The 18,637-nt window shown below is 71.2% G+C and carries 21 protein-coding genes; 13 read left to right on the forward strand and 8 right to left on the reverse strand.

Annotated features, from left to right (window positions below; genetic code table 11):
• Nucleotides 1-8 precede the first annotated feature (8 nt).
• Nucleotides 9-257: a hypothetical protein gene (locus HH311_RS17470; RefSeq protein WP_169184964.1), complete on the forward strand. Its 249-nt coding sequence runs from the start codon at nt 9-11 to the stop codon at nt 255-257.
• A gap of 16 nt (nt 258-273) precedes the next feature.
• Here HH311_RS17470 and HH311_RS17475 read toward each other — a convergent pair whose 3' ends face one another.
• A complete protein-coding gene (locus HH311_RS17475; protein WP_169184965.1) occupies nt 274-1,659 on the reverse strand; it encodes a wax ester/triacylglycerol synthase family O-acyltransferase in 1,386 nt (461 codons plus the stop codon).
• 127 nt (nt 1,660-1,786) lie between these two features.
• Between HH311_RS17475 and HH311_RS17480 the strand changes: the two genes are divergently transcribed.
• Genes HH311_RS17480 through HH311_RS17505 form a run of 6 tightly spaced genes read left to right on the forward strand, consistent with a single transcriptional unit; the run spans nt 1,787 to nt 6,747 of the window.
• Nucleotides 1,787-2,776, forward strand: coding sequence for an alpha/beta hydrolase (locus HH311_RS17480; RefSeq protein ID WP_169184966.1), 990 nt, complete (start codon nt 1,787-1,789; stop codon nt 2,774-2,776).
• 18 nt (nt 2,777-2,794) lie between these two features.
• Nucleotides 2,795-3,550 (forward strand): Zn-ribbon domain-containing OB-fold protein, encoded by a 756-nt coding sequence (locus tag HH311_RS17485; protein ID WP_169184967.1) that lies wholly within the window; start codon nt 2,795-2,797, stop codon nt 3,548-3,550.
• Between the two features lie 41 nt (nt 3,551-3,591).
• Nucleotides 3,592-4,767 carry a thiolase C-terminal domain-containing protein gene (locus tag HH311_RS17490; RefSeq protein WP_169184968.1) on the forward strand — a complete coding sequence of 392 codons (1,176 nt, stop codon included), beginning with the start codon at nt 3,592-3,594 and terminating at the stop codon, nt 4,765-4,767.
• Nucleotides 4,768-4,785: 18 nt separating this feature from the next.
• Nucleotides 4,786-6,282: an aldehyde dehydrogenase gene (locus HH311_RS17495; protein ID WP_169184969.1), complete on the forward strand. Its 1,497-nt coding sequence runs from the start codon at nt 4,786-4,788 to the stop codon at nt 6,280-6,282.
• Nucleotides 6,279-6,581, forward strand: a complete 303-nt coding sequence (locus HH311_RS17500) for a putative quinol monooxygenase (protein ID WP_169184970.1) — start codon at nt 6,279-6,281, stop codon at nt 6,579-6,581. Before HH311_RS17495 ends, HH311_RS17500 begins: the two co-directional genes overlap by 4 nt.
• 1 nt (nt 6,582) lies before the next feature.
• Nucleotides 6,583-6,747: a hypothetical protein gene (locus tag HH311_RS17505; RefSeq protein WP_169184971.1), complete on the forward strand. Its 165-nt coding sequence runs from the start codon at nt 6,583-6,585 to the stop codon at nt 6,745-6,747.
• A gap of 19 nt (nt 6,748-6,766) precedes the next feature.
• Here HH311_RS17505 and HH311_RS17510 read toward each other — a convergent pair whose 3' ends face one another.
• From HH311_RS17510 to HH311_RS17525, 4 genes are read right to left on the reverse strand one after another with little or no spacing between them, the layout of a single operon-like run.
• Nucleotides 6,767-7,975: an aminoglycoside phosphotransferase family protein gene (locus HH311_RS17510; protein ID WP_169184972.1), complete on the reverse strand. Its 1,209-nt coding sequence runs from the start codon at nt 7,973-7,975 to the stop codon at nt 6,767-6,769.
• 42 nt (nt 7,976-8,017) lie between these two features.
• The gene (locus tag HH311_RS17515; protein ID WP_169184973.1) at nt 8,018-8,317 is read right to left on the reverse strand and encodes a cytochrome C oxidase subunit IV family protein; all 300 of its coding nucleotides are present in this window, start codon (nt 8,315-8,317) and stop codon (nt 8,018-8,020) included.
• Nucleotides 8,318-8,330: 13 nt separating this feature from the next.
• Nucleotides 8,331-8,945, reverse strand: coding sequence for a cytochrome c oxidase subunit 3 (locus tag HH311_RS17520; protein ID WP_169184974.1), 615 nt, complete (start codon nt 8,943-8,945; stop codon nt 8,331-8,333).
• 10 nt (nt 8,946-8,955) lie between these two features.
• Nucleotides 8,956-9,771, reverse strand: a complete 816-nt coding sequence (locus HH311_RS17525; protein ID WP_169184975.1) for a hypothetical protein — start codon at nt 9,769-9,771, stop codon at nt 8,956-8,958.
• 146 nt (nt 9,772-9,917) lie between these two features.
• Between HH311_RS17525 and HH311_RS17530 the strand changes: the two genes are divergently transcribed.
• Nucleotides 9,918-10,562: a TetR/AcrR family transcriptional regulator gene (locus HH311_RS17530; protein WP_169184976.1), complete on the forward strand. Its 645-nt coding sequence runs from the start codon at nt 9,918-9,920 to the stop codon at nt 10,560-10,562.
• A gap of 171 nt (nt 10,563-10,733) precedes the next feature.
• Here HH311_RS17530 and HH311_RS17535 read toward each other — a convergent pair whose 3' ends face one another.
• Complete coding sequence (locus HH311_RS17535; RefSeq protein WP_169184977.1) at nt 10,734-11,948, reverse strand: Rieske 2Fe-2S domain-containing protein; 1,215 nt, start codon at nt 11,946-11,948, stop codon at nt 10,734-10,736.
• Between the two features lie 90 nt (nt 11,949-12,038).
• Between HH311_RS17535 and HH311_RS17540 the strand changes: the two genes are divergently transcribed.
• Complete coding sequence (locus HH311_RS17540; protein WP_169184978.1) at nt 12,039-12,836, forward strand: TetR/AcrR family transcriptional regulator; 798 nt, start codon at nt 12,039-12,041, stop codon at nt 12,834-12,836.
• Here HH311_RS17540 and HH311_RS17545 read toward each other — a convergent pair.
• On the reverse strand, nt 12,827-13,144 hold the full coding sequence (locus HH311_RS17545; protein WP_169184979.1) for an AMP-binding enzyme: 318 nt from the start codon (nt 13,142-13,144) through the stop codon (nt 12,827-12,829). The genes HH311_RS17540 and HH311_RS17545 overlap by 10 nt on opposite strands.
• The gene (locus tag HH311_RS17550) at nt 13,141-14,142 is read right to left on the reverse strand and encodes an AMP-binding protein (protein WP_312030227.1); all 1,002 of its coding nucleotides are present in this window, start codon (nt 14,140-14,142) and stop codon (nt 13,141-13,143) included. Before HH311_RS17550 ends, HH311_RS17545 begins: the two co-directional genes overlap by 4 nt.
• A gap of 296 nt (nt 14,143-14,438) precedes the next feature.
• Between HH311_RS17550 and HH311_RS17555 the strand changes: the two genes are divergently transcribed.
• Genes HH311_RS17555 through HH311_RS31905 form a run of 4 tightly spaced genes read left to right on the forward strand, consistent with a single transcriptional unit; the run spans nt 14,439 to nt 18,632 of the window.
• Nucleotides 14,439-16,406, forward strand: a complete 1,968-nt coding sequence (locus HH311_RS17555; RefSeq protein WP_211190419.1) for an NAD(P)/FAD-dependent oxidoreductase — start codon at nt 14,439-14,441, stop codon at nt 16,404-16,406.
• Nucleotides 16,403-17,125 carry a TetR family transcriptional regulator gene (locus tag HH311_RS17560; RefSeq protein ID WP_169184981.1) on the forward strand — a complete coding sequence of 241 codons (723 nt, stop codon included), beginning with the start codon at nt 16,403-16,405 and terminating at the stop codon, nt 17,123-17,125. The genes HH311_RS17555 and HH311_RS17560 overlap by 4 nt, the downstream gene beginning before the upstream one ends.
• Complete coding sequence (locus HH311_RS31900; protein ID WP_169184982.1) at nt 17,122-18,339, forward strand: AMP-binding protein; 1,218 nt, start codon at nt 17,122-17,124, stop codon at nt 18,337-18,339. Before HH311_RS17560 ends, HH311_RS31900 begins: the two co-directional genes overlap by 4 nt.
• Entirely contained in the window at nt 18,333-18,632 is a 300-nt protein-coding gene (locus tag HH311_RS31905; RefSeq protein ID WP_169184983.1) for an AMP-binding enzyme, read from the forward strand. The genes HH311_RS31900 and HH311_RS31905 overlap by 7 nt, the downstream gene beginning before the upstream one ends.
• Nucleotides 18,633-18,637 lie beyond the last annotated feature (5 nt).

An 18,637-nucleotide genomic window follows, 5' to 3' on the forward strand; every position in this document is an offset into this window, starting at 1 on the left:
TTCGCGCGGTGGCCGTGGACGAGTCCGCCGGCCCCGATCGACTGCTGGCAGCACTGGCCGCGGTGGACGCCGCGCACGAGCACATCGACCGGACGGAGGCCGACCTCCTGCGGCGAGCCCGGGCGGCGGGACTCACGTGGCGGGAGATCGCGCACGCCATGGGGCTCGGGTCGCCCCAGGCGGCCTCCCAACGTGCCCATCGGCGCAGCGGTCACGGCCTCGCCCGGCCGGCGGTCGACGTGCCGGACGTCGGCTGACCGTCCCGGCGCGGGTTCAGCTGCGCAGGACCGGTGTGGACGACTCCGGGCCGAGGGCGAGCACCTCCGCGAAACCCTCCTGCAGGCATCGCAGGAAGAGGTCCGGGTCGGCGATCGAGCGGGTATCGATGTTGATGCCGACGTTGCAGACCCCGTCGTAGGTGACCATGGCGATCATGGCGGCGCACCCCGGGAGCGGCCCGAAGCCGTAGGTCCGCTCGATCCGGCTCCCGGCGAGGTAGGACTCGCGTTGCAGCCCCGGCACGTTGCTGGCCTGGAGGTCGTTGCTCTTGGCCAGTGATCCCGACAGCTGCGCGATCACCGGCGCGGGCAGCCGAGCCATGACCGGCGAGAGGAGTCCGATGACGTCGACGGCGGGCTCGTCACGGGCCGCACGCACGATCTTCGCCACCTCGCCGATGCGCTTGGCGGCGTCGACGGTCGCGACCGGGCCCGGGATCTGGATCGTCGCGATCTTGTTGCCGCCGCCCTGGTCCTTGTCGGTGCGCAGCGAGACCGGCACCGTCGTCGGGATCGCGTCGACGGTGTCCTCGCCCAGTGCCTCGTGATACCGGCGGAACCCACCGAAGAGCGCGGCGAGGTAGGCGTCGTTGAGCGTGCCGCCGACCGACTTGGCGGCAGCCTTGAGCTCGGCGAGCCGGACGTCCAGCAGTGCCAACCGCCAGCTGTTGGAGCGCCGGGCCAGCACCGGCGAACCCGAGGCCTCGCACGGCGCGAGCACGCGGTAGAGCGAGCCGGCGTAGTCCACTGCCGAGCGCACCGAGCCCACCGGGTCGGCGAGCAGCTCCGACGCCCCCTTCGCCACTCCGCGCAGGAGGCCGGGGACGGAGGCGACGTCATCGCGCACCATGTTCCGCAGCGCGTCCCAGGACGTCAGCGAGTGCAGGGGGGTCACCGGCGGGTGCGGCTTGTCGGGGTTGTGCTCGCGCCGGTCGGAGTGCAGCCGGTCGAGGAGCTGGATCAGCCCCATGCCGTCGGTCGTCGAGTGGTGCATCTTCAGGTAGAAGATCGCCCGCCCGTCGGGGAGACCGTCGAACAGCACGGCCTCCCACGGCGGCCGGTTGCGGTCGAGGGGCGACATCGACAGCTGGGCCATCGCCTCCAGCGCCTCGTGCCAACCCCCGCCCTCGGGGATCCGCTGCCGTCGCACGTGGTAGCGCAGGTCGAACAACGGATCATCGCTCCACTGCGGTGCTCCGAGCCCGAACGGTGCTTCCACCACCTTCTGGCGGAAGCGCGGGACGATCTCGAGGGCCCACCTCATGGCGGCGAGGAAGCGGTCCCAGTCCGGGACGCTGTCGAGCTCCTCGATCATCATCGTCGTCATGATGAGCTCCGGATCGACCTCGGCCCGCCACATCGCTGCTTCGAACGGCGTCATGCGCTGTCCGGCCGCCCATGCCGTCGATCCCACCGTCGCCACCCCGCCTCGTCGAGCCTGACCGCGCTGATGACACCTTAATCTAAATGGTGTAGGCAGTGGGTGTCCACAACCGGAGGAGCCGACGATGGCAACCGACCCCGCCCCGCTCGTCATCGATCGACGCGGTCCGGCCAGCCTGCGCTCCCGGTTGCTCTACGGCGCCCTCGTCCCGCTGATGCGCCGGCCGCTGGCCGTGCTGCAGACGGCGCCGTTCGGGCCCGAGCTCATCGCCCGCGCCGCACGGATCGACGAGTGGGCGGCGCGGCTGCCCCCGCCCCGCGGGACCCGGGTCACGCCCGCCGTGTTCGGCGATTCCCGCGGGGAGTGGGTGCTCGGGCGCGGGGTCCACGCGAGCGACACCGCGATCCTCTACCTCCACGGCGGCGGGTGGTTCTTCGGTGGCCTGCACACCCACCGCTCGATGGTGTCGCGGCTGTCCTCCGCGTCGGGCGCGGTCGCGCTCTCGGTGGCGTACCGGATGGTCCCCGAGGTCACGCTCGACCGGGAGGTGGACGACTGCGTGACGGCCTTCCTCGGCCTGCTCGACTACGGGTTCGCCCCCGAGAACATCGCGATCATCGGGGACTCCGCCGGCGGTCACCTCGCGTTCGCGACGGCCCTGCGGCTCCGCGACTCGGGCCACCCGGTGCCCGGCACCGTGGTGAGCCTGTCCGGCTGCCTCGACTTCGATCTCGCCGCGAAGTGGCGCCACGAGAACGCGGGCCGGGACCCGCTGCGGGCGATGGCCGCGCTCGAGGTCCTCATGCACGGGGTCCTGGGCGATCTCGACCCCCGGGATCCGGTGGTCTCCCCGCTCCACGCGGACCTCACGGGTCTGCCTGCGTCCCTGCTCGTGGCGGGGTCGACCGAGTCGGTGTACCTGGACTCCGAGGTCATGGCGCAGCGGCTCTCCGAGGCCGGGGTGCCCGCGATCCTGCAGGTCTGGGACCGGCAGCTCCACGTGTTCCAGAGCCTCGTGCCGCTGGTGCCCGAAGCGGCCCGCTCGATCGCGGCCGTCGGCGAGCACCTGCGCGCCACACTCGGCCTGCGTCACGCCGACGACCTGGCCTCCTGACGAGACGACGGAGAACCGATGACCGCACAGCCCGTCACCGACACGACGATCCCCGACGACCTGCCGGGCGCGGTCGAGCGTCACGGGCGGATCGTCGCCGCGAACGACCAGAAGGCGATCCTCGCCGATTTCCGGTCCGACCGGATCGGCCAGCTCGTCGGATCGGCCTCGCTCCCGCCCGACCTCGTCTCGAGCGAGGTGCTCGACCTCGTCCGGGACCCGGACGGACTGTTCTCCGCCTGGATCCGCTACACCGCGGCGAGCGGCGTTCGGACGGTGCTCCGGTCGCGCTGGATCCACGCGGACGGGGGCTGGCGCGTCAACAGCGTGCGCAACGTCCCGGCGACGCCGCCGCGGACCGGCACCGAGGGCCCCGACACCTCGGAGGTGGACCGGCCGTTCTGGGAGGGGCTCGCGGCCGGGGAGCTGCGCGTGCAGCAGTGCGCCTCGTGCGGCACCTTCGTCTGGTCGCCCCGGGTGCTCTGCCCGTCCTGCCATGGCGACGACCTGCGCTGGCCCGCCGTCGAGCCGCGCGGCACCGTCTACAGCTGGACGCGGACCTGGCAGCCGTTCCACCCGTCGCTGGCCGGCCACCTCCCCTTCGTGGTGGTGCTCGCCGAGATCCCCTCGGCCGGTGGACGCCGTCTGCTCGGTGTCCTGGACACCGGCGACACCACCGACGGCGCCGACATCGCCGTGGGGCGCCCGGTCGAGGCGGTCATCGATCGGCCCGACGGCGAGGGCTGGCCCGTCCTGCGCTGGCGCCTCGCCTGACCGCCACCGACCCCGAACGACCCGACCGGAGAGGCCCGAGCATGTCCGGACCCTGTTCGTGGCGCGGCACGACCGCCGCCGTGGGCATCGCCAACACCCCGTTCCTCAAGCACGGCGCGAGCTCGCGCGGCTCGATGTCGCTGACCCTCGACGCGATCCTGGCGGCCGCCGCGGACGCCGGCATCGACCCGCACGACATCGACGGGTTCGCGTCGTACGCGAACGACCGCAGTGAGGGCCTCGCCGTCGGCGCCGCCCTCGGCGTCCGCGAGATCCGCTGGTCGACGATGGTGTGGGGCGGTGGGGGCGGCGGCCTCGCCGCGGCCGTCAACGCCGCCGCGATCGCGGTCGCCACCGGCCAGGCCACCTGCGTCGCGGTCTACCGCGGGATCGCCGAGATCGACGTCGGGCGCCAGAGCTACAGCGAGGGGCACATCAGCTCCCTCTACAGCGCCAACGGGATCTTCACGCCGGCCCAGATCTGCGCGATGCGGACCCAGCGCATGATCGAGGTGGACGGTGTCCCGGCCTCGGCCCTCGAGGCCCTGGTCGCCGCGGGCTACCACCACGCCCGCAACAACCCCGACGCGGCCGGGCGCGACCGGGAGATGGACCACGAGAGCTACCTCGACGCCCGCCCGATCAGCGACCCGCTGCGGCTCTTCGACTGCTCGCGCGAGAACGACGCCGCCGGCGCGGTCATCATCACCACCGCCGAGCGCGCCCGCGATCTGCGCCACCCACCGGCCTACGTCCTCTCCGGCGTGCAGGGCGGCGCGCAGGGCTGGACCGAGTCGGTCGAGAACGAGAACCCGTACGGCACCGCCGGGTTCCACCCCGCGCTCGTCGCCCGGCTGTGGGACGACGCCGGGGTCAAGCCGAACGACGTCGACGTCGTGCAGGTCTACGAGAACTTCTCCGGACCCGCGGTCGCCTCGTTGATCGACCTCGGGCTGTGCCCGCCCGGCCCCGACGCCGGCGCGTTCATGACGCTCGAGAACCTCATCGCGCCCGACGGTGCCCTGCCGATCAACACCGCGGGCGGGAACATCGCCGAAGGCTTCGTCCACGGCATCGGGCTCGCCGTCGAGGCGGTCCGCCAGATCCGCGGTACCTCCCCGAACCAGGTCCCGCAGGCCCGCCACTCCCTGCTGCTCGGTGGCCCGCAGGCCCCGCTGGTGAGCGCGACCCTCTTCGGCTCCACTCCCACCCCCTGACGCTGGAGGCCCCTCCCCGTGACCACGACCGTGGACACCCCGACCGACCTGGACCGCACCCGCTTCTTCATCGACGGGGCCTGGGCGACCCCGCACGGCTCCGAGACGCACCGCTCGGTCGAGGCCGCGACCGGCGAGTTGCTCGGCACCGCCGCGCTCGGCGACGCCGCCGACATCGACGCCGCCGTAGGGGCGGCCCGGACGGCGCTGGACCACGGGCCCTGGGGCCACACCTCCCCCGCCGAGCGCGCCGAGGTCATGCGCGCGTTCGCCGGGGCGCTCGCGAAGCGCGCCACGGACACCAGCACGCTCGTGTCGCGGGAGAACGGCATGCCGATCGGCATGTCGCAGGCCGTCAACGGCGGCGCGCCGGTGCTGCTGCTGAAGCAGTACGCGAAGGTCGCCACGAGCCTCGACCTCGAGACCGTGCGCCCGAGCCACTCCGGCGCGACGATCGTGCGCCGCGAGCCGGTCGGCGTCGTCGGGGCGATCACGCCGTGGAACTACCCGCTGTCCCTGGCGATGATGAAGATCGCGCCCGCCCTCGCCGCCGGGTGCACGATCGTGCTCAAGCCCTCGCCGGAGACCGCGCTCGACAGTTACGTCCTCGCCGACGCCGCCCTCGAGGCCGGCCTGCCGCCCGGCGTGCTGAACATCGTCCTCGGTGGCCGGGACGCGGGCGCCGCGCTCGTCGGCCACCCCGGCGTCGACAAGGTCGCCTTCACCGGGTCGACGGAGGCCGGGCGCATCATCGGCGCCGAGTGCGGCCGCCTCGTGCGCCGCTGCACCCTCGAGCTCGGCGGCAAGTCGGCGGCCATCGTGTGCGAGGACGCCGACCTCGACGTCTTCCGCCGGGGCCTCGCCGGGGCGTCCTTCATGAACAACTCCCAGACGTGCACCACGCAGTCGCGGATCCTCGCGCCCTGGTCCCGCTACGAGGAGGTCGTCGACGCCGTCGCGACGTACGCCTCCGAGCTGACCGTGGGCAACCCCCTCGACCCTTCCGTCGCGTGCGGCCCGATGGCCAGCGAGACCCACCTCGAGCGCGTCCTGGGCTACGTGGAGGCCGGCCGGGAGTCCCGGGCGCGGCTGGTCACCGGCGGTGGCCGCCCCGCTGGCCTCGACCACGGCTGGTTCGTCGAGCCGACCGTGTTCGCCGACGTCGACAACCAGGACACGCTCGCCCGGGAGGAGGTCTTCGGGCCGGTCCTCGCCGTCATGCCCTACACCGACGAGGACGACGCCGTCCGGATCGCCAACGACAGCGAGTACGGGCTGGCCGGGTCGGTGTGGACCGCGGACGAGGAGCACGGCATCGAACTGGCGAGCCGGATCCGCACCGGCACCGTCGGTGTGAACTACTACGAGCTCGACCTCGGGGCACCCTTCGGCGGCATGAAGTCCTCGGGCATCGGCCGCGAGCTCGGCTCCGAGGCCGTCGACAACTACCTCGAGTACCAGTCCGTCTACGTCAGCGCCGACGCCATGGCCCGGCGCCGGGAGGAGCAGGCATGACCCAGGAGGTGGCTCTGGTCGCGCGCTTCCGGGCGGCGCCGGGGCGGCGCGACGAGCTCGTCGAGGCCTGTCGGGGCGCCGTCGCAAGTGCGGCGGGCGAGGAAGGGACACTCGAGTACCGGCTGCACACCGACGCGTCCGACCCCGACACCGTGGTGTTCTACGAGCGCTACCGCGACCAGGGCGCGTTCGACGCCCACAAGGACTCCGAGGCGCTGGCGACGTTCATGGGCTCGATCGGGAGCCTGCTGGGCGGGAAGCCGGTGCTGACCTTCCTGTCGCCGGTGACGGAGGCCTGACGTGGACCCCGTGACGGCCGACGCGGTCGTGATGTTCTACGCGCTGATCGGGGTGCTCGTGGTCGCCGGTGTCGTCGCCGCGGTGGTGCTCACGGTGCGCCACCGGCGAGGGGGATCCGACCGCGACCGGCCCGTGGGCGAACGGGGTCACGGCCGGGCGCCCTGATGCGCCCGGGGCACCGCGATCAACTGGTCGCGGTGCCCTCGACCGCTGCGAAACAGTCGAGGTCGATCACCATGGCGCTCATCCGCTCGAGGTTGGCCAGAGAGACCTCGTCGGGCTGCATCGCCGGCTGGAGCCGTCCCGCGCCGATGGTGTACAGCCAGAAGATCAGCCCGTGGAACACCTGTTGGCGGTAGGCCAGGAACGCCTCGTCGAAGGTGAGGTCCGGGCCGCCGTGGGCGTGGAGGCGATCGAGGTAGAGCTCGAGCAGGTCGCGCTCCCAGGCCCGCCGGTCTTCGATCGTGAGGTTGGAGCTCATCGCGTAGGCGACGTCCATCGCCCAGGTCCCGCGGGAGAGGAGCTGCCAGTCGAACAGGCCCATCCCGCCGTCGGGTGTCAGGTACCAGTTCCGCGAGTGCACGTCGGAGTGCAGCAACGTCTCCGGGGCCGACCCGTGCAGCGCCAGAGCCGCCATCGCCGTGCCGAAGACGTCGTCGCGGTGACGTCGGAACTCGGCGGGGAACACGGCGGCGGCGCGGTCGAACCCGACAGCGCTGCGCGTCGGGAAGTCGATGGCCTTGTTGACGTCGGCCTGCCAGCGCTCGGCGTCCTTGATGACCGCCAGGTCACCGCGGAAGCGGGGACTCTCCCACAGCGCGCCGTGCGTCGTGGCCAGCAGCGTGATCATGGACTCGGCACGCCCGCGGTCGACAGAGTTCAGGGTCGGATCGCCGAACGTCACGCCCTTGGTGGTGGCGACGTCCTCCATGAGGAACACCGAGCGCCCGGAACGGGGGTCGGCGGCACTGTAGTAGCCGACCGGGGCCTCGACGTCGAGGACCGGGCGAATCCGGTCGTAGAACAACGCCTCGCAGGTCAGCGCGTCGATCGGGACCGTGACGGCTCGGGACAGGAATCTGGGGGTCGACTTCGTGAACACCGACTCGGGGAGCCCGGCCTTCGTCCCGACGTCGTTGTACCCGACCCGCAGGACGCGCCGGGTGGTGGACCCGTCGCTGCCGCCCGTGCCCGCCACGTCGGTGACCCACGCCCCCGGCTGGTCTCGGCAGAGCGCCGCGGTGAGCCACTCAGGGGTGAGCGCCTCGATCGAGGGCGGGATCTCGGCCAGCGTCGTGGGACGCGGGCGCCGGATCCGCTCACCCAGGACGTGGCCGCCGATGCGCCCGAGCTGGGCGGCGACCGCCAGTTTGGTGCCGAGCTGACCGCTCATCTGTCGTCGGACTCCTGTCGGGAAGCGGGGGCGGCTGGTGGGTCAGACCAGCAGGAAGAGAACGATCGTCACGGCGGCGACGACGAGCAGGGCCGCGCCGGCACCGAGACGCAGACTTCGCCGGGCCTGGCGCAGTTCCATGAAGTTGCCCATCACCGCGGTGACCTTGACGAAGGCCACCGCGAGCACGAGGACGCCAGCGACCCGGATGCCCATCCCGCCCACATCGTGCCCGCGACCGAGCCACAGCGAGATCAGCGTCAGGACGACGAGGGCCGCCCAGGTCAGGAACGGTGCGTCGCGCAGCGAGAACCGGGCGGCGGAAGGGGTCCGCGGATTCATGACGTGGCTCCTCTCAGACGACGAGGTAGAGGATCGCGAACAGGACCAGCCAGAGCAGATCGACGAAGTGCCAGTACGCCGCGCCCGACTCGCTGTTCCGCCGGAGGAGCCGCGACGGCGCCGCTCGTCGGCCGAGCTCGCGTCCCGTGGCGAGGTACAGGTAGCCGAGGACGACGAGGCCGATCAGCACGTGCATCAGGTGGACGCCGGTCACCGTGAAGTACAGGTAGAAGAACTGGTTCTCGACCGGGACGTGCCCCGCCCGGAGCACCGACGTCCACTCGAACGCCTTGTCGACCACGAACCAGGCCCCCATCAGCCCGGTCACCAGCAGCATGCGTCGCGCCGCCCGGAGCGCCCCGGACCTGATGAACCGCAGGGCGTAGGCCATCGACATCGACGACGTCAGCAGGACCAGGGTGTTCAGGGCGCCCCAGCCGACGGCCAGCTCACGGCTGGAGTGCGCGAACGTCACGGGGTCGCTCGCGCGCTCGACCATGAAGACGCCGAAGATCGCGCCGAAGAACAGGAAGTCGATCAGCAGGAAGACCCAGATCCCGACCTCGCCCGGGATCCGCCCGCGGGAGCTGACGAGCTCGCGGACGGGTGACGCGGTCACGGTGCTCACGGGTCCTCCTTCAGATCGCAGCCGGGACGGGGCGGACGTGGTCGAGGTCGGTGGACCCGTCGTCGGCCGGGACCTCGTCCTCGTCGATCTGGGCCCGGTAGACCTGGACGCCGTTCGCCTCGTCGAGGCGCACCTGGGCGTTGAGCGCCTTCCAGGTCAGGACGGTCATGAGGACGACCCAGACGAAGAACGTGCCGAAGGGCCACCAGAGCGCGAGGAACCCGTTGTAGGCGAACGGGCCGTTCTTGAAGAACAGGATCATGATGGCGGGGGCGATGGCGAACGACTCGACCAGCGTGTACCAGCCGGCCCAGCGCGGCAGCAGCCGGTGCTCTCCGGGGTTCCAGAGGATCCCGACGCCGAGGGCGGCGAGCCACACCGAGAAGGGCGCGACGTCGAAGAGGAAGAAGAACCACCCCAGGTGGTTCAGGGCCTGGATGATCGGGGCGGGGAGGCTCCCGGCGTCGAACGCCGCGACCCCCCACGGGATGTAGACGATCACGAAGATGCAGACCGAGGCCGCGACCGCGACGAGCTGGGTGTAGGTCAGGACCGGGAACCGCGCCTCGGTCTTGCGGGTCCACATGGCCATCGAGACCGCCCACGGCCCCATGAGGGCAGCGGCGATGATCATGCAGACGAACCCGAGCTGGAAGCTGACCCGATGCTCCACGAACATGGCCGCGACGGCGTCGGGGGTCATCATCGGGCTCGGGGCGGGGATCCACTTCAGACAGGCGAACCACCCGACGAGGAACAGCACCGTCATCGTCGGTCCGGCGAGCAGGCACAGACGGTGCGACGACAGGGCGAGACGTTGCTCCACGAGTTCCTCCCATCCGCCGGTCCGGCCGGCAGTCGTGTGGCGCTGATCACCGAGCACGGTGTGATGCCGACGACGCTAGCCAGAAATGACGCAGCGCGTCAACTGGGACAGTGCGTCAGAAGTGGCACCGTCGCTAGACTCAGGGCATGAGCGCCCTGCGCGAGCGGAAGAAGGCGGCGCTGCGCGGAACGATCGTGCGGTGTGCGGTGGAGCTCTTCGTGGAGCGCGGGTACGACGCGGTGAGCATGGAGGACATCGCCACGACGGCGATGTGCTCCCGGAGCACGCTGAACCGGTACTTCGGGACGAAGGAGGACGTCCTCTTCGACTCGACCACCGAGATCACCGAGCACCTGCGCGAGCAGCTGCGCCACACCGACGGCCCCGACCGGTGGGCCCTGGCCCGGGATGCGGTGACCGCGCACCTGGCCGAGTTCTTCGAGAACGTCGAGTCGGACCTGCGCGTGGACATCATGCAGCTCTGGTTCAGCGAGCCCGCCCTGCTCCGCCGGTATCTCTCGATCGTCTACGAATGGGAGACCATCCTGCGGGAGTTCTTCTCGGCCGGGTTGCCGCGCAGCCCGGGCACCCGCCTGCGCGTCGAACTGCTGGCCACCGCGATGTCCTCGGCCCTGCGGGCGGCCACGACCACCGCCCTCGACTTCGACGGTGACGCCGCGGTACTGACCGCCGAGGCCTTCGAGTACCTCGAGCACGGTCTTCCCACCCTCCCCGGGGACGTCGATGTGTCCCCGGGTGCCGGCCGGGCGGATCCCCGATTCGCCGTCTGACCCGGCGCGGTCAGTACACCGGGCGCTTCCTCCGGCAGGCGCGGAGACTCAGCCCGTCGGCCTTCGCGTACGTCGCGAGACTGGAGGGATACCGAGTCCCATCGCGGTACCGCTTCCAGCCCAGGAAGCCCAGTGCCCCGGCGACGATCACTGCACCTTTCCCCGTCCAGCTCATGCCTGGCTCCCTTCCACACGGTCGAGATCGTCGGGGGTCGAGACCTTCTTCACCCGGATGCCGGCGCCCTGGCCGTTGTGCCGCACGCTCGTCCCGTCGAGGGCGCTCCGGGAATCGATCCGGCCGTCCCACATCCGGCGGAAGGCCACTGTCGCGCGGTCGTACGACGAGTAGGGCGGACGCTCCGGCTCGTGGCGGTGCATCATCACCGCGGCTTCCTGCCGGGCCAGGGTCCAGCTGCCGAACTCCATCGCGTGATCGAGCACGTAGTGGAACACCGAGTCCACCAGCGGAATCTTCAGCCGGGGCATCAGCATCATCTCCATGACGTAGAAGCTGTTCTCCTCGACCGGCGTGAACGAGTAGAGCGCGGAGCCCGTCACGCCCGGTCGCCCGCTGAGGCGGACGGTGTAGAGCGTCGCCCCGTACGAATCGGTGACGAGGTCGCCCGTGACGGGCGCGACGATGTTGCCGATCTCCCGTTTGCGCACCCGCCGCAGCACGTTGGCGAACGACCACCAGGGCCGCGCGTCATGGATCTTGTGCTCGGCACGGATCATGGTCGGGGTCTCGTCGTGCATCACCGACTCGCCCCAGCCTCCCGTGTCGTGCACGAGGGGGAAGTGGGCGCCGTCGGAGTTGTTCTCGCAGAAGTGCTTGGCAGGATACGGCAGCAGCCAGCGGTGCTTGGTGAAGTGGACGTCGTCCTCGGAGACGCCGAGCTGGCCGAGCAGGTCGGGGAAGGCGATGTCGGGTTCGTCGGCGCCGTTCCACAGGAACACCCCGCCGTGGCGCTCGATGATCTGGTAGGTCGGCAGGCAGACGCCGCTGCGGGGCTTGCCCGGCCCGCCGAGAGCGGTCAGACGACCCTCGTCATCGTAACGCCAGCCATGGAACGGGCACTGGATCCGGTTGTCGACGACCTCGCCGCCGACCCCGAGGTTGGCGCCGAGATGCGCGCAGACGGCCGACATGCAGTGCAGCCGCCCGTCGGACTCGCGCCAGAGCACGACATCGCGTTCGAGCAGCCGGGCCGGGATGACCTGCCCCGGCTCGACGTCCGACGACCACGCCACGATCCACCAGGAGCGGGGATACGCCGGGTTGAGTGCGACGAACTTCTGCGCAGTGCCTACCACGGCGGCCTCCGTACAGTAGTGATCACTTCTCTGTGGGACGGAACAGTACGAGCCTCTTTCGGCTTGTAGCAAGCATCTACTACCTTCGTGCCCGTGACGACACCGTTCGTTAGGCTGGCCGAGCGGCGTGGACCACCGCGTCGGATCGAGTCGAGAGACGCCGTGACCAGCCCGAACACCCACCCGCGCGCCCGACGTTCCAGCGCCGAGATCCGCGCTGTCCTGTTGGACTCGGCGAGCCACGCGTTCGCCGAACAGGGGTTCGCGAACACCACCACGCGGCGCATCGCGCAACGCGCCGGGACCTCCGAGGCGGTGCTGTTCCGGCACTTCGACACCAAGGCGGACCTGTTCGCCGCCGCTGTGATCGAGCCCTTCTCGGCGTTCATCACCCGCTTCTCGAACCGCTGGACCTTCGTCGAGGAGCTCCGTCCCGCGGAGCAACCGGTCCGGGAGTTCGTCAGCGAGCTCTACCCGGTGATCCGCGAGCAGCGCGACGTCATCCTCACGCTCACGGCGGCCTACCAGCACGAGCCGGGACTCGAGGACGACGGCACCATGGCCGTGCTGCTCGACCGCATCGAGACCGTCGCGATCCGCGAGATGTCGGCGCGCGGCTGGGCCCACCTCGACCTGCCGATCGCCGTCCGCCTGGCCTTCGCCATGGTGGTCGGAGCGGGCCTGTTCAAGGAGTGGATCTACGCCAACTCCGATGCCGTGGACGACCAGGCGATCATGGACCAGATGGTGACCGTGCTGCTCGACGGCTTCCGGGGTGACGAGCACACACGGCGCCCGACGGCGGCGGTCCGTGACGACCCGGATCGGGGCAGGGCCGACTTCGACGGCGCCGAGGCGGCGGTACTTCTCCGGACGGCGGCTGAATGGACCTCGCGCCGGAACGTGGCGATCGACGACCTGTCCTGGGAGGACGGGCGCCTCCGGGTCTACTACAGCTGATCGCCACCCTGCCCGAGCCGGTCACGGATGAGGTGCTTCTCGACCTTGCCGGAGGCGTTCCGGGGCAACTCGCTCACGCACACCACCCGCGCCGGCCGCTTGTAGGACGCCAGCCGCCCGTCGGCCCATGAGCGGAGCTCCTCGACGGTCGGCGCCGTCGACGCCCGGGGGACGATCACCGCGACCGGCGTCTCCCCCCACCTCGGATCGGGGACGCCGACGATCGCGACCTCGGCGATGTCGGGGTGGGCCGCGAGGGCGTTCTCCACCTCGGCGCTGTAGACGTTCTCGCCCCCGGAGATGATCATGTCCTTCTCCGGTCCACGACGTAGAGGAAGCCGTCCTCGTCCTCGCGCACCAGGTCCCCGGAGTGGAACCAGCCGCCCGCGAAGGCCTCCCGTGTCGCCTCCGGGTGGTCCCAGTACCCGACCATCACGTTCGCTCCGCGGTAGACGATCTCCCCGACCTCGCCGCGCGGCACGTCGTTCATGTCCTCGTCGACGATCCGCACGGCGTTGGCCGGGACCGGACGGCCGATCGACCCGACCTTCCGCGCGGCATCGGCACCACGAAGGATGCACGTCGTCGGGGACATCTCGGTCTGCCCGAAGCTCGCCACGTTCGCGGCGCGGGGGAACGCCGCGGCCATCTTCTCGAGCAACGTGACACTGGCCGGCGCCGCGCCCCAGCACATCAGTCGCAGGGTCGAGGCCCGGTCGACGTCCGGCTCCTCGACGACGGCCTGCCACTGCGCCGGAACGAGAAAGAGGTGGGTGATCCGCTCGCGGGCGATCTCCTCGATGAGTCCGCAGGCGTCGAACGCGCCGCTCGGCATGATCACGGTGCGGCACCCCGTCGCCAGGAGGGGGGCGATCGTCCCGATGGCCGCGATCTGGAACAGCGGGGTGGCGCAGAGCAGGGCGTCGTCGTCGTCGAACAACTGCCACTCGCGGGTCAGGGTGGTCGTCTGTACTGCCATGTTCCGGTAGGACAGAACCGCGCCCTCGGGGTGGCCGGTCGTTCCCGAGGTGTACATGATCAGGGCGGGATCCCGCTCCGAGGAGTCGACCGGTGTGAATAGGCCTGACCCGGTCGCCGCCAGGGCGTCGTAAGAATGGTCGCCGTCCTCGAGATCACCGAGGTCGTGCCCCACGCGGACCGTCACCGCAAGCCCGGACAACGAGCCGGACGCGGCCCGGCCCACGTCGCGCCGTTCGTCGTCGACGACGATCGCGACGGCGCCGCTGTCCGTCACGAGGAACGCGACCTCCTCCGCGGCGAGCCGGAAGTTCACGGGCACGGCGATCGCCCCGAGGGGCGGTGACGGCGAAGGCCTCCGTGGCCGGCGGGATCAGACCGGATCGGTGTCGGTGGCCCTGGCCACCAGAGCCGCGACCGCACCGGGCGGGCGACAGGCGTCCTTGGCCGAGGACGTTTTTCTAGCACCTGCTCGAAGGCGACGGCAACGACTGCCGACGCTGGTCGAGCATGTGCGGCAATTTTCGACGAGGTGCTCGACTTTGACTCGTTCAAAGCCGCCGTCAGGTGCTATCTTCTGGGCATTTTCGAGCATCTGCTCGGTCCACGTGGGGTGGAGGTGCTGTGTCGCCCGACCGTCGACCCGCCCAGCCCGTCGACCGGACGGTGCCCGACGAAGCCCTCGAGGCCGCCGTCGCCGCCGGCAACATCCCGACCCTCCTGCTGGTGCTCGCGCACCTCACCGGGGACGACGGCTGGCTGGGCGAGGGCTATCGGCCGACGCGCACGGTGGCCCTGCACGACAACGACTCCGGCGGTCTGTCCGAGCGGGTGCAGGCCGAGATCCGCACGGCGACGGTGGAGTCGCTCCGTGCCGTCCGCGACGGCCGGCTGCCGGTGCCGGCACCACCCGACGACGACCACCTCGTCGCGATGCTGAGCTTCTCGCTGGGCGAGACCATCCCTGACGAGTACGGGCCCTCGATGGCCGAGGAGGCCGGCTTCCGGACCCCGCCCCAGATCGCATGGGCCGACGGCAGACCGGTGTCCGCCGACCACCACGAGGTCCTGATCGTCGGTGCCGGAGCATCGGGTCTCGCGACGGCGATCGGGCTGCGCGATCTGGGCGTCGCCGTCTCCGTGGTCGAGCGGTCCGACGGCGTCGGTGGTGTGTGGCAGGAGAACACCTACCCGGGGGCCGGTGTGGACACGCCGGCGCACCTCTACTCGCTCTCGTTCGCCCCGAACCGTTCCTGGTCGCGCTACTACGCCAAGCAGCCCGAGGTCCGCGCCTACCTCGAGGACATGAGCGCCGAGCACGGTCTCGACGAGGTCATCGCGTTCGGCACCGAGGTGACCCGGGCCCGATGGGACGACGCCGCTCAGCGCTGGGCGGTGACGCTGCGGGACGCCGACGGCGAGCGGACCGTCACCCCCAGCGTCGTCGTGAGCTGCGTCGGCAACCTCAACCAGGCCGCGATCCCCGATCTCCCGGGGCGGGACGAGTTCGCGGGGCCGTCCTTCCATTCTTCCCGATGGCCTGCCGGCCTCGACGTCACCGGCCAGCGGGTCACGGTGATCGGCACCGGCGCGACGGCGATGCAGATCGTGCCCGCCGTCGCCGACGACGCCGCCGAGGTGACGGTCTTCCAGCGCACCCCGCAGTGGGTGGTGCCGAACCCGAACTACCTGCGCACCGTCCCCGACGGCGTCCGCCTGCTGATGGAACGCACGCCGTACTACGCGTCCTTCTACCGACTCCGGCTCGTCTGGCAGTTCCAGGACAAGCTGCTGGCCACCCTGCGCCGCGACCCGGACTGGCCCCACCCGGAGCGCGCCGTCAGCGCGGCCAACGACAAGCACCGGGCCTTCATCACCGCCGCGATCGAGGAACGACTCGGTGATGACGCGGAGCGGCTCCGCGACCGCGTCATCCCCTCCTATCCGCCGTACTTCAAGCGCATCCTCATGGACAACGAGTGGTTCGACACCATCCGGCGTGACGACGTGGACCTGGTGACCGAGCCTGTCGTCGCCGTCGATCCGGACGCGGTGGTCACGTCGTCGGGCGCCCGCCACGAGACCGACGTCGTGGTCTACGCGACCGGGTTCCACAGCCACCGGCTGCTGTACCCGATGGACATCGTCGGGCGTCGCGGCGAGTCCCTGCGCGACCGGTGGGGTGACGACGACGCGGACGCCCACCTGGGCATCTCGGTGCCCGGTTTCCCGAACTTCTTCGTCCTCGGTGGACCCCACACGACGCTGGCCCACGGCGGGAGCGCGATCTTCGCCTCGGAGTGCGCCCGCGCCCACGTCCTCGGGCTCCTCACCACGATGATCGAGCAGGACGTGGCCTCGATCGAGGTCCGCGACGAGGTGGCCGAGTGCTACGCCGCCCGCGTCGACGCCGAGCACGAGCAGCTGATCTGGACCCACGAGGGCGCCGGGACCTGGTACCGCAACGAGAAGGGACGCGTGGTCAACGCGATGCCCTGGCGCTCGGTGGACTACTGGGCGATGACGCGCGATCACGGACTGGACGCCTTCCACGTCCGGCGCCGTCCCGTCACGGGCCGCGGGCCGTCGTGACCGGCCCGGCGGCGCCGACGAGGTCGGAGACACGCAAGTCGGATCGGACGCGGCAGCGAATCCTCGACGCGGCCGCGGACGTCCTCAACCGGCGGGGGTTCGACGGTGCTCGCCTCACCGAGATCGCCGAGCTCGCCCACGTGCGTGTGCCGACGGTCTACTACTACTTCGACACCCGGGAGGCCCTCCTCGAGGAGGTCGTCATGATCGGGGTCCAGCTGGCGATGTCCAACGTCCGGGCCCGGCTGGACCAGCTCGCCCCCGGTATCGGGCCGCTCGAGCGGGTCTGCACCGCGTTCGGCGCCCACCTGGAGATGGTCCTGACCGCCTCCCGGTACACCGCCGCCGCGATGCGGACCCTGGGATCGCTGCCTCCGGATGTCCGCGAGCGGCAGCTCCGGCAGCAGCGTGGGTACGGCGACCTGTGGCGGGGCCTGATCGCCGAGGCCGTCGAATCCGGCCACGTCGACCCGAGGCTCGATGCCCGCGCAGCGCGGATGTTCCTGCTCGGTGCGATGAACTGGGCGCCGGAGTGGTGGGACCCGGATCGCGGATCGCTGTCTGAGATCGTGGAGACGGCCCAGCTCCTCGTCCGGAACGCCCTCTCGCCGCACGGCCCGTCCGGGCGTGCGGAACCCGCGCCGGCTCTCGCCCCTGCCTTCCGCCCGCCCTCGGCGTCGTCGTCCGCGTTGACCACTGATCGGGAGGGCCCGAGATGACCGACGTCGTTCCCGGCGTCCGTTGCGCGGACCGGTTCAGGACCCGCGACGAGGTGATGGCGCGTGCCCGTCGCGTCGCACGAGGCGTCGGTGAGCTCGGGATTCGTCCCGGGGACGCCGTCGCGGTCGTCCTGCGCAACGAGATCGAGAACGTCGAGATCACCCTGGGGATCGCGCACGCCGGCGCGGTGCCCGTATCGGTGAACTGGCACCTCAAGGAGCAGGAGCTCGGCTACCTGCTGCGGGACTCGCGGGCCGCCCTCGTCTTCGCCCACACCGACCTGCTCCCCCGGGTCCTCGCGACCGGGACCGCGGCCCCCGTCGTGGAGGTCCCGACGACGCCGGCGCTGCGCCGGGCCTACGGGCCCGTCGAGAGCGCCGCCGCCCGGGGCGACCACGAGCTCGAGACGTGGCTCGCGGCCCAGGACGACGAGGAACCCGCGTCGTCGGTGCCGCAGCTCGGGCTGCTCTATAGCTCCGGCACCACCGGCACCCCCAAGGGCATCCTGCGGGAGCCGGCCACCCCGGAGCAGTCGGCGCTGCTCGGCGCGCGCATCCTCGACGCCTTCGGACTGGAGGGCGGCACGTCGACCCTGGTCCCGGCGCCGCTCTACCACGCGGCCCCGAACGCCCACGTGCTGTTCGGCCTCACCGCCGACTGCGAGATCACGCTCATGCCCCGCTTCTCGGCCGCGGGGTTCCTGGAGGCCGTCGAGCGTCACGCGATCGTCCACGCCCAGGTCGTCCCCACGATGCTCGTCCGGTTGCTCCAGCTCCCGGAGCAGGAACGTCTCGCCCACGACGTCTCGAGCCTGCGGTGCGTCGTGCACGCCGCCGGGCCCTGCCCGCCGGAGGTCAAGCACGCGGTGATCGACTGGTGGGGCCCGATCCTGCACGGTACTACGGGGGCACCGAGGTCGGCACCGTCGTGGCGTGCGACAGCGAGGAGTGGCTCGCGCACCCCGGCACGGTGGGACGCGCGATCGACGGGTGCGACATCCGGATCGTCCGGGAGGACGGGACCGAGGCACCCACCGGGGTATCCGGAGAGATCTTCATCGACCCGGGCACGGCGTGGCCGGGTTCGCGGTACGTCGGCGCAGCCACCGGGACCGGGCCACGCACGCGGGACGGCTACATCAGCATCGGCGACGGGGGCTGGCTCGACGACGACGGCTACCTCTACCTGTCCGACCGGACCGCCGACATGGTGATCTCGGCCGGGGTGAACATCTACCCCGTCGAGATCGAGCACTGCCTGACCGGCCTGCCCGGCGTCCGTGACGCCGCCGCCTTCGGGATCCCCGACCCCGATCTCGGCGAGCGTCTCGTCCTGCACGTGGACACCGACCCCGACGGCGGGCCGTCCACCGAGGAGGTCAGCGAGTTCCTGCGCGAACGGCTCGCCGGGTACAAGGTCCCGCAGCTCGTCGTGATCGACCACGAGCTGCCCCGCGAGGAGTCCGGCAAGCTCTTCAAGCGCCGAATCCGCGAGACGTACCGGTGAGATCC

Origin of the sequence: Actinomycetospora sp. TBRC 11914, from assembly GCF_012933465.1 — a bacterium.
Lineage (GTDB): Bacteria > Actinomycetota > Actinomycetes > Mycobacteriales > Pseudonocardiaceae > Actinomycetospora.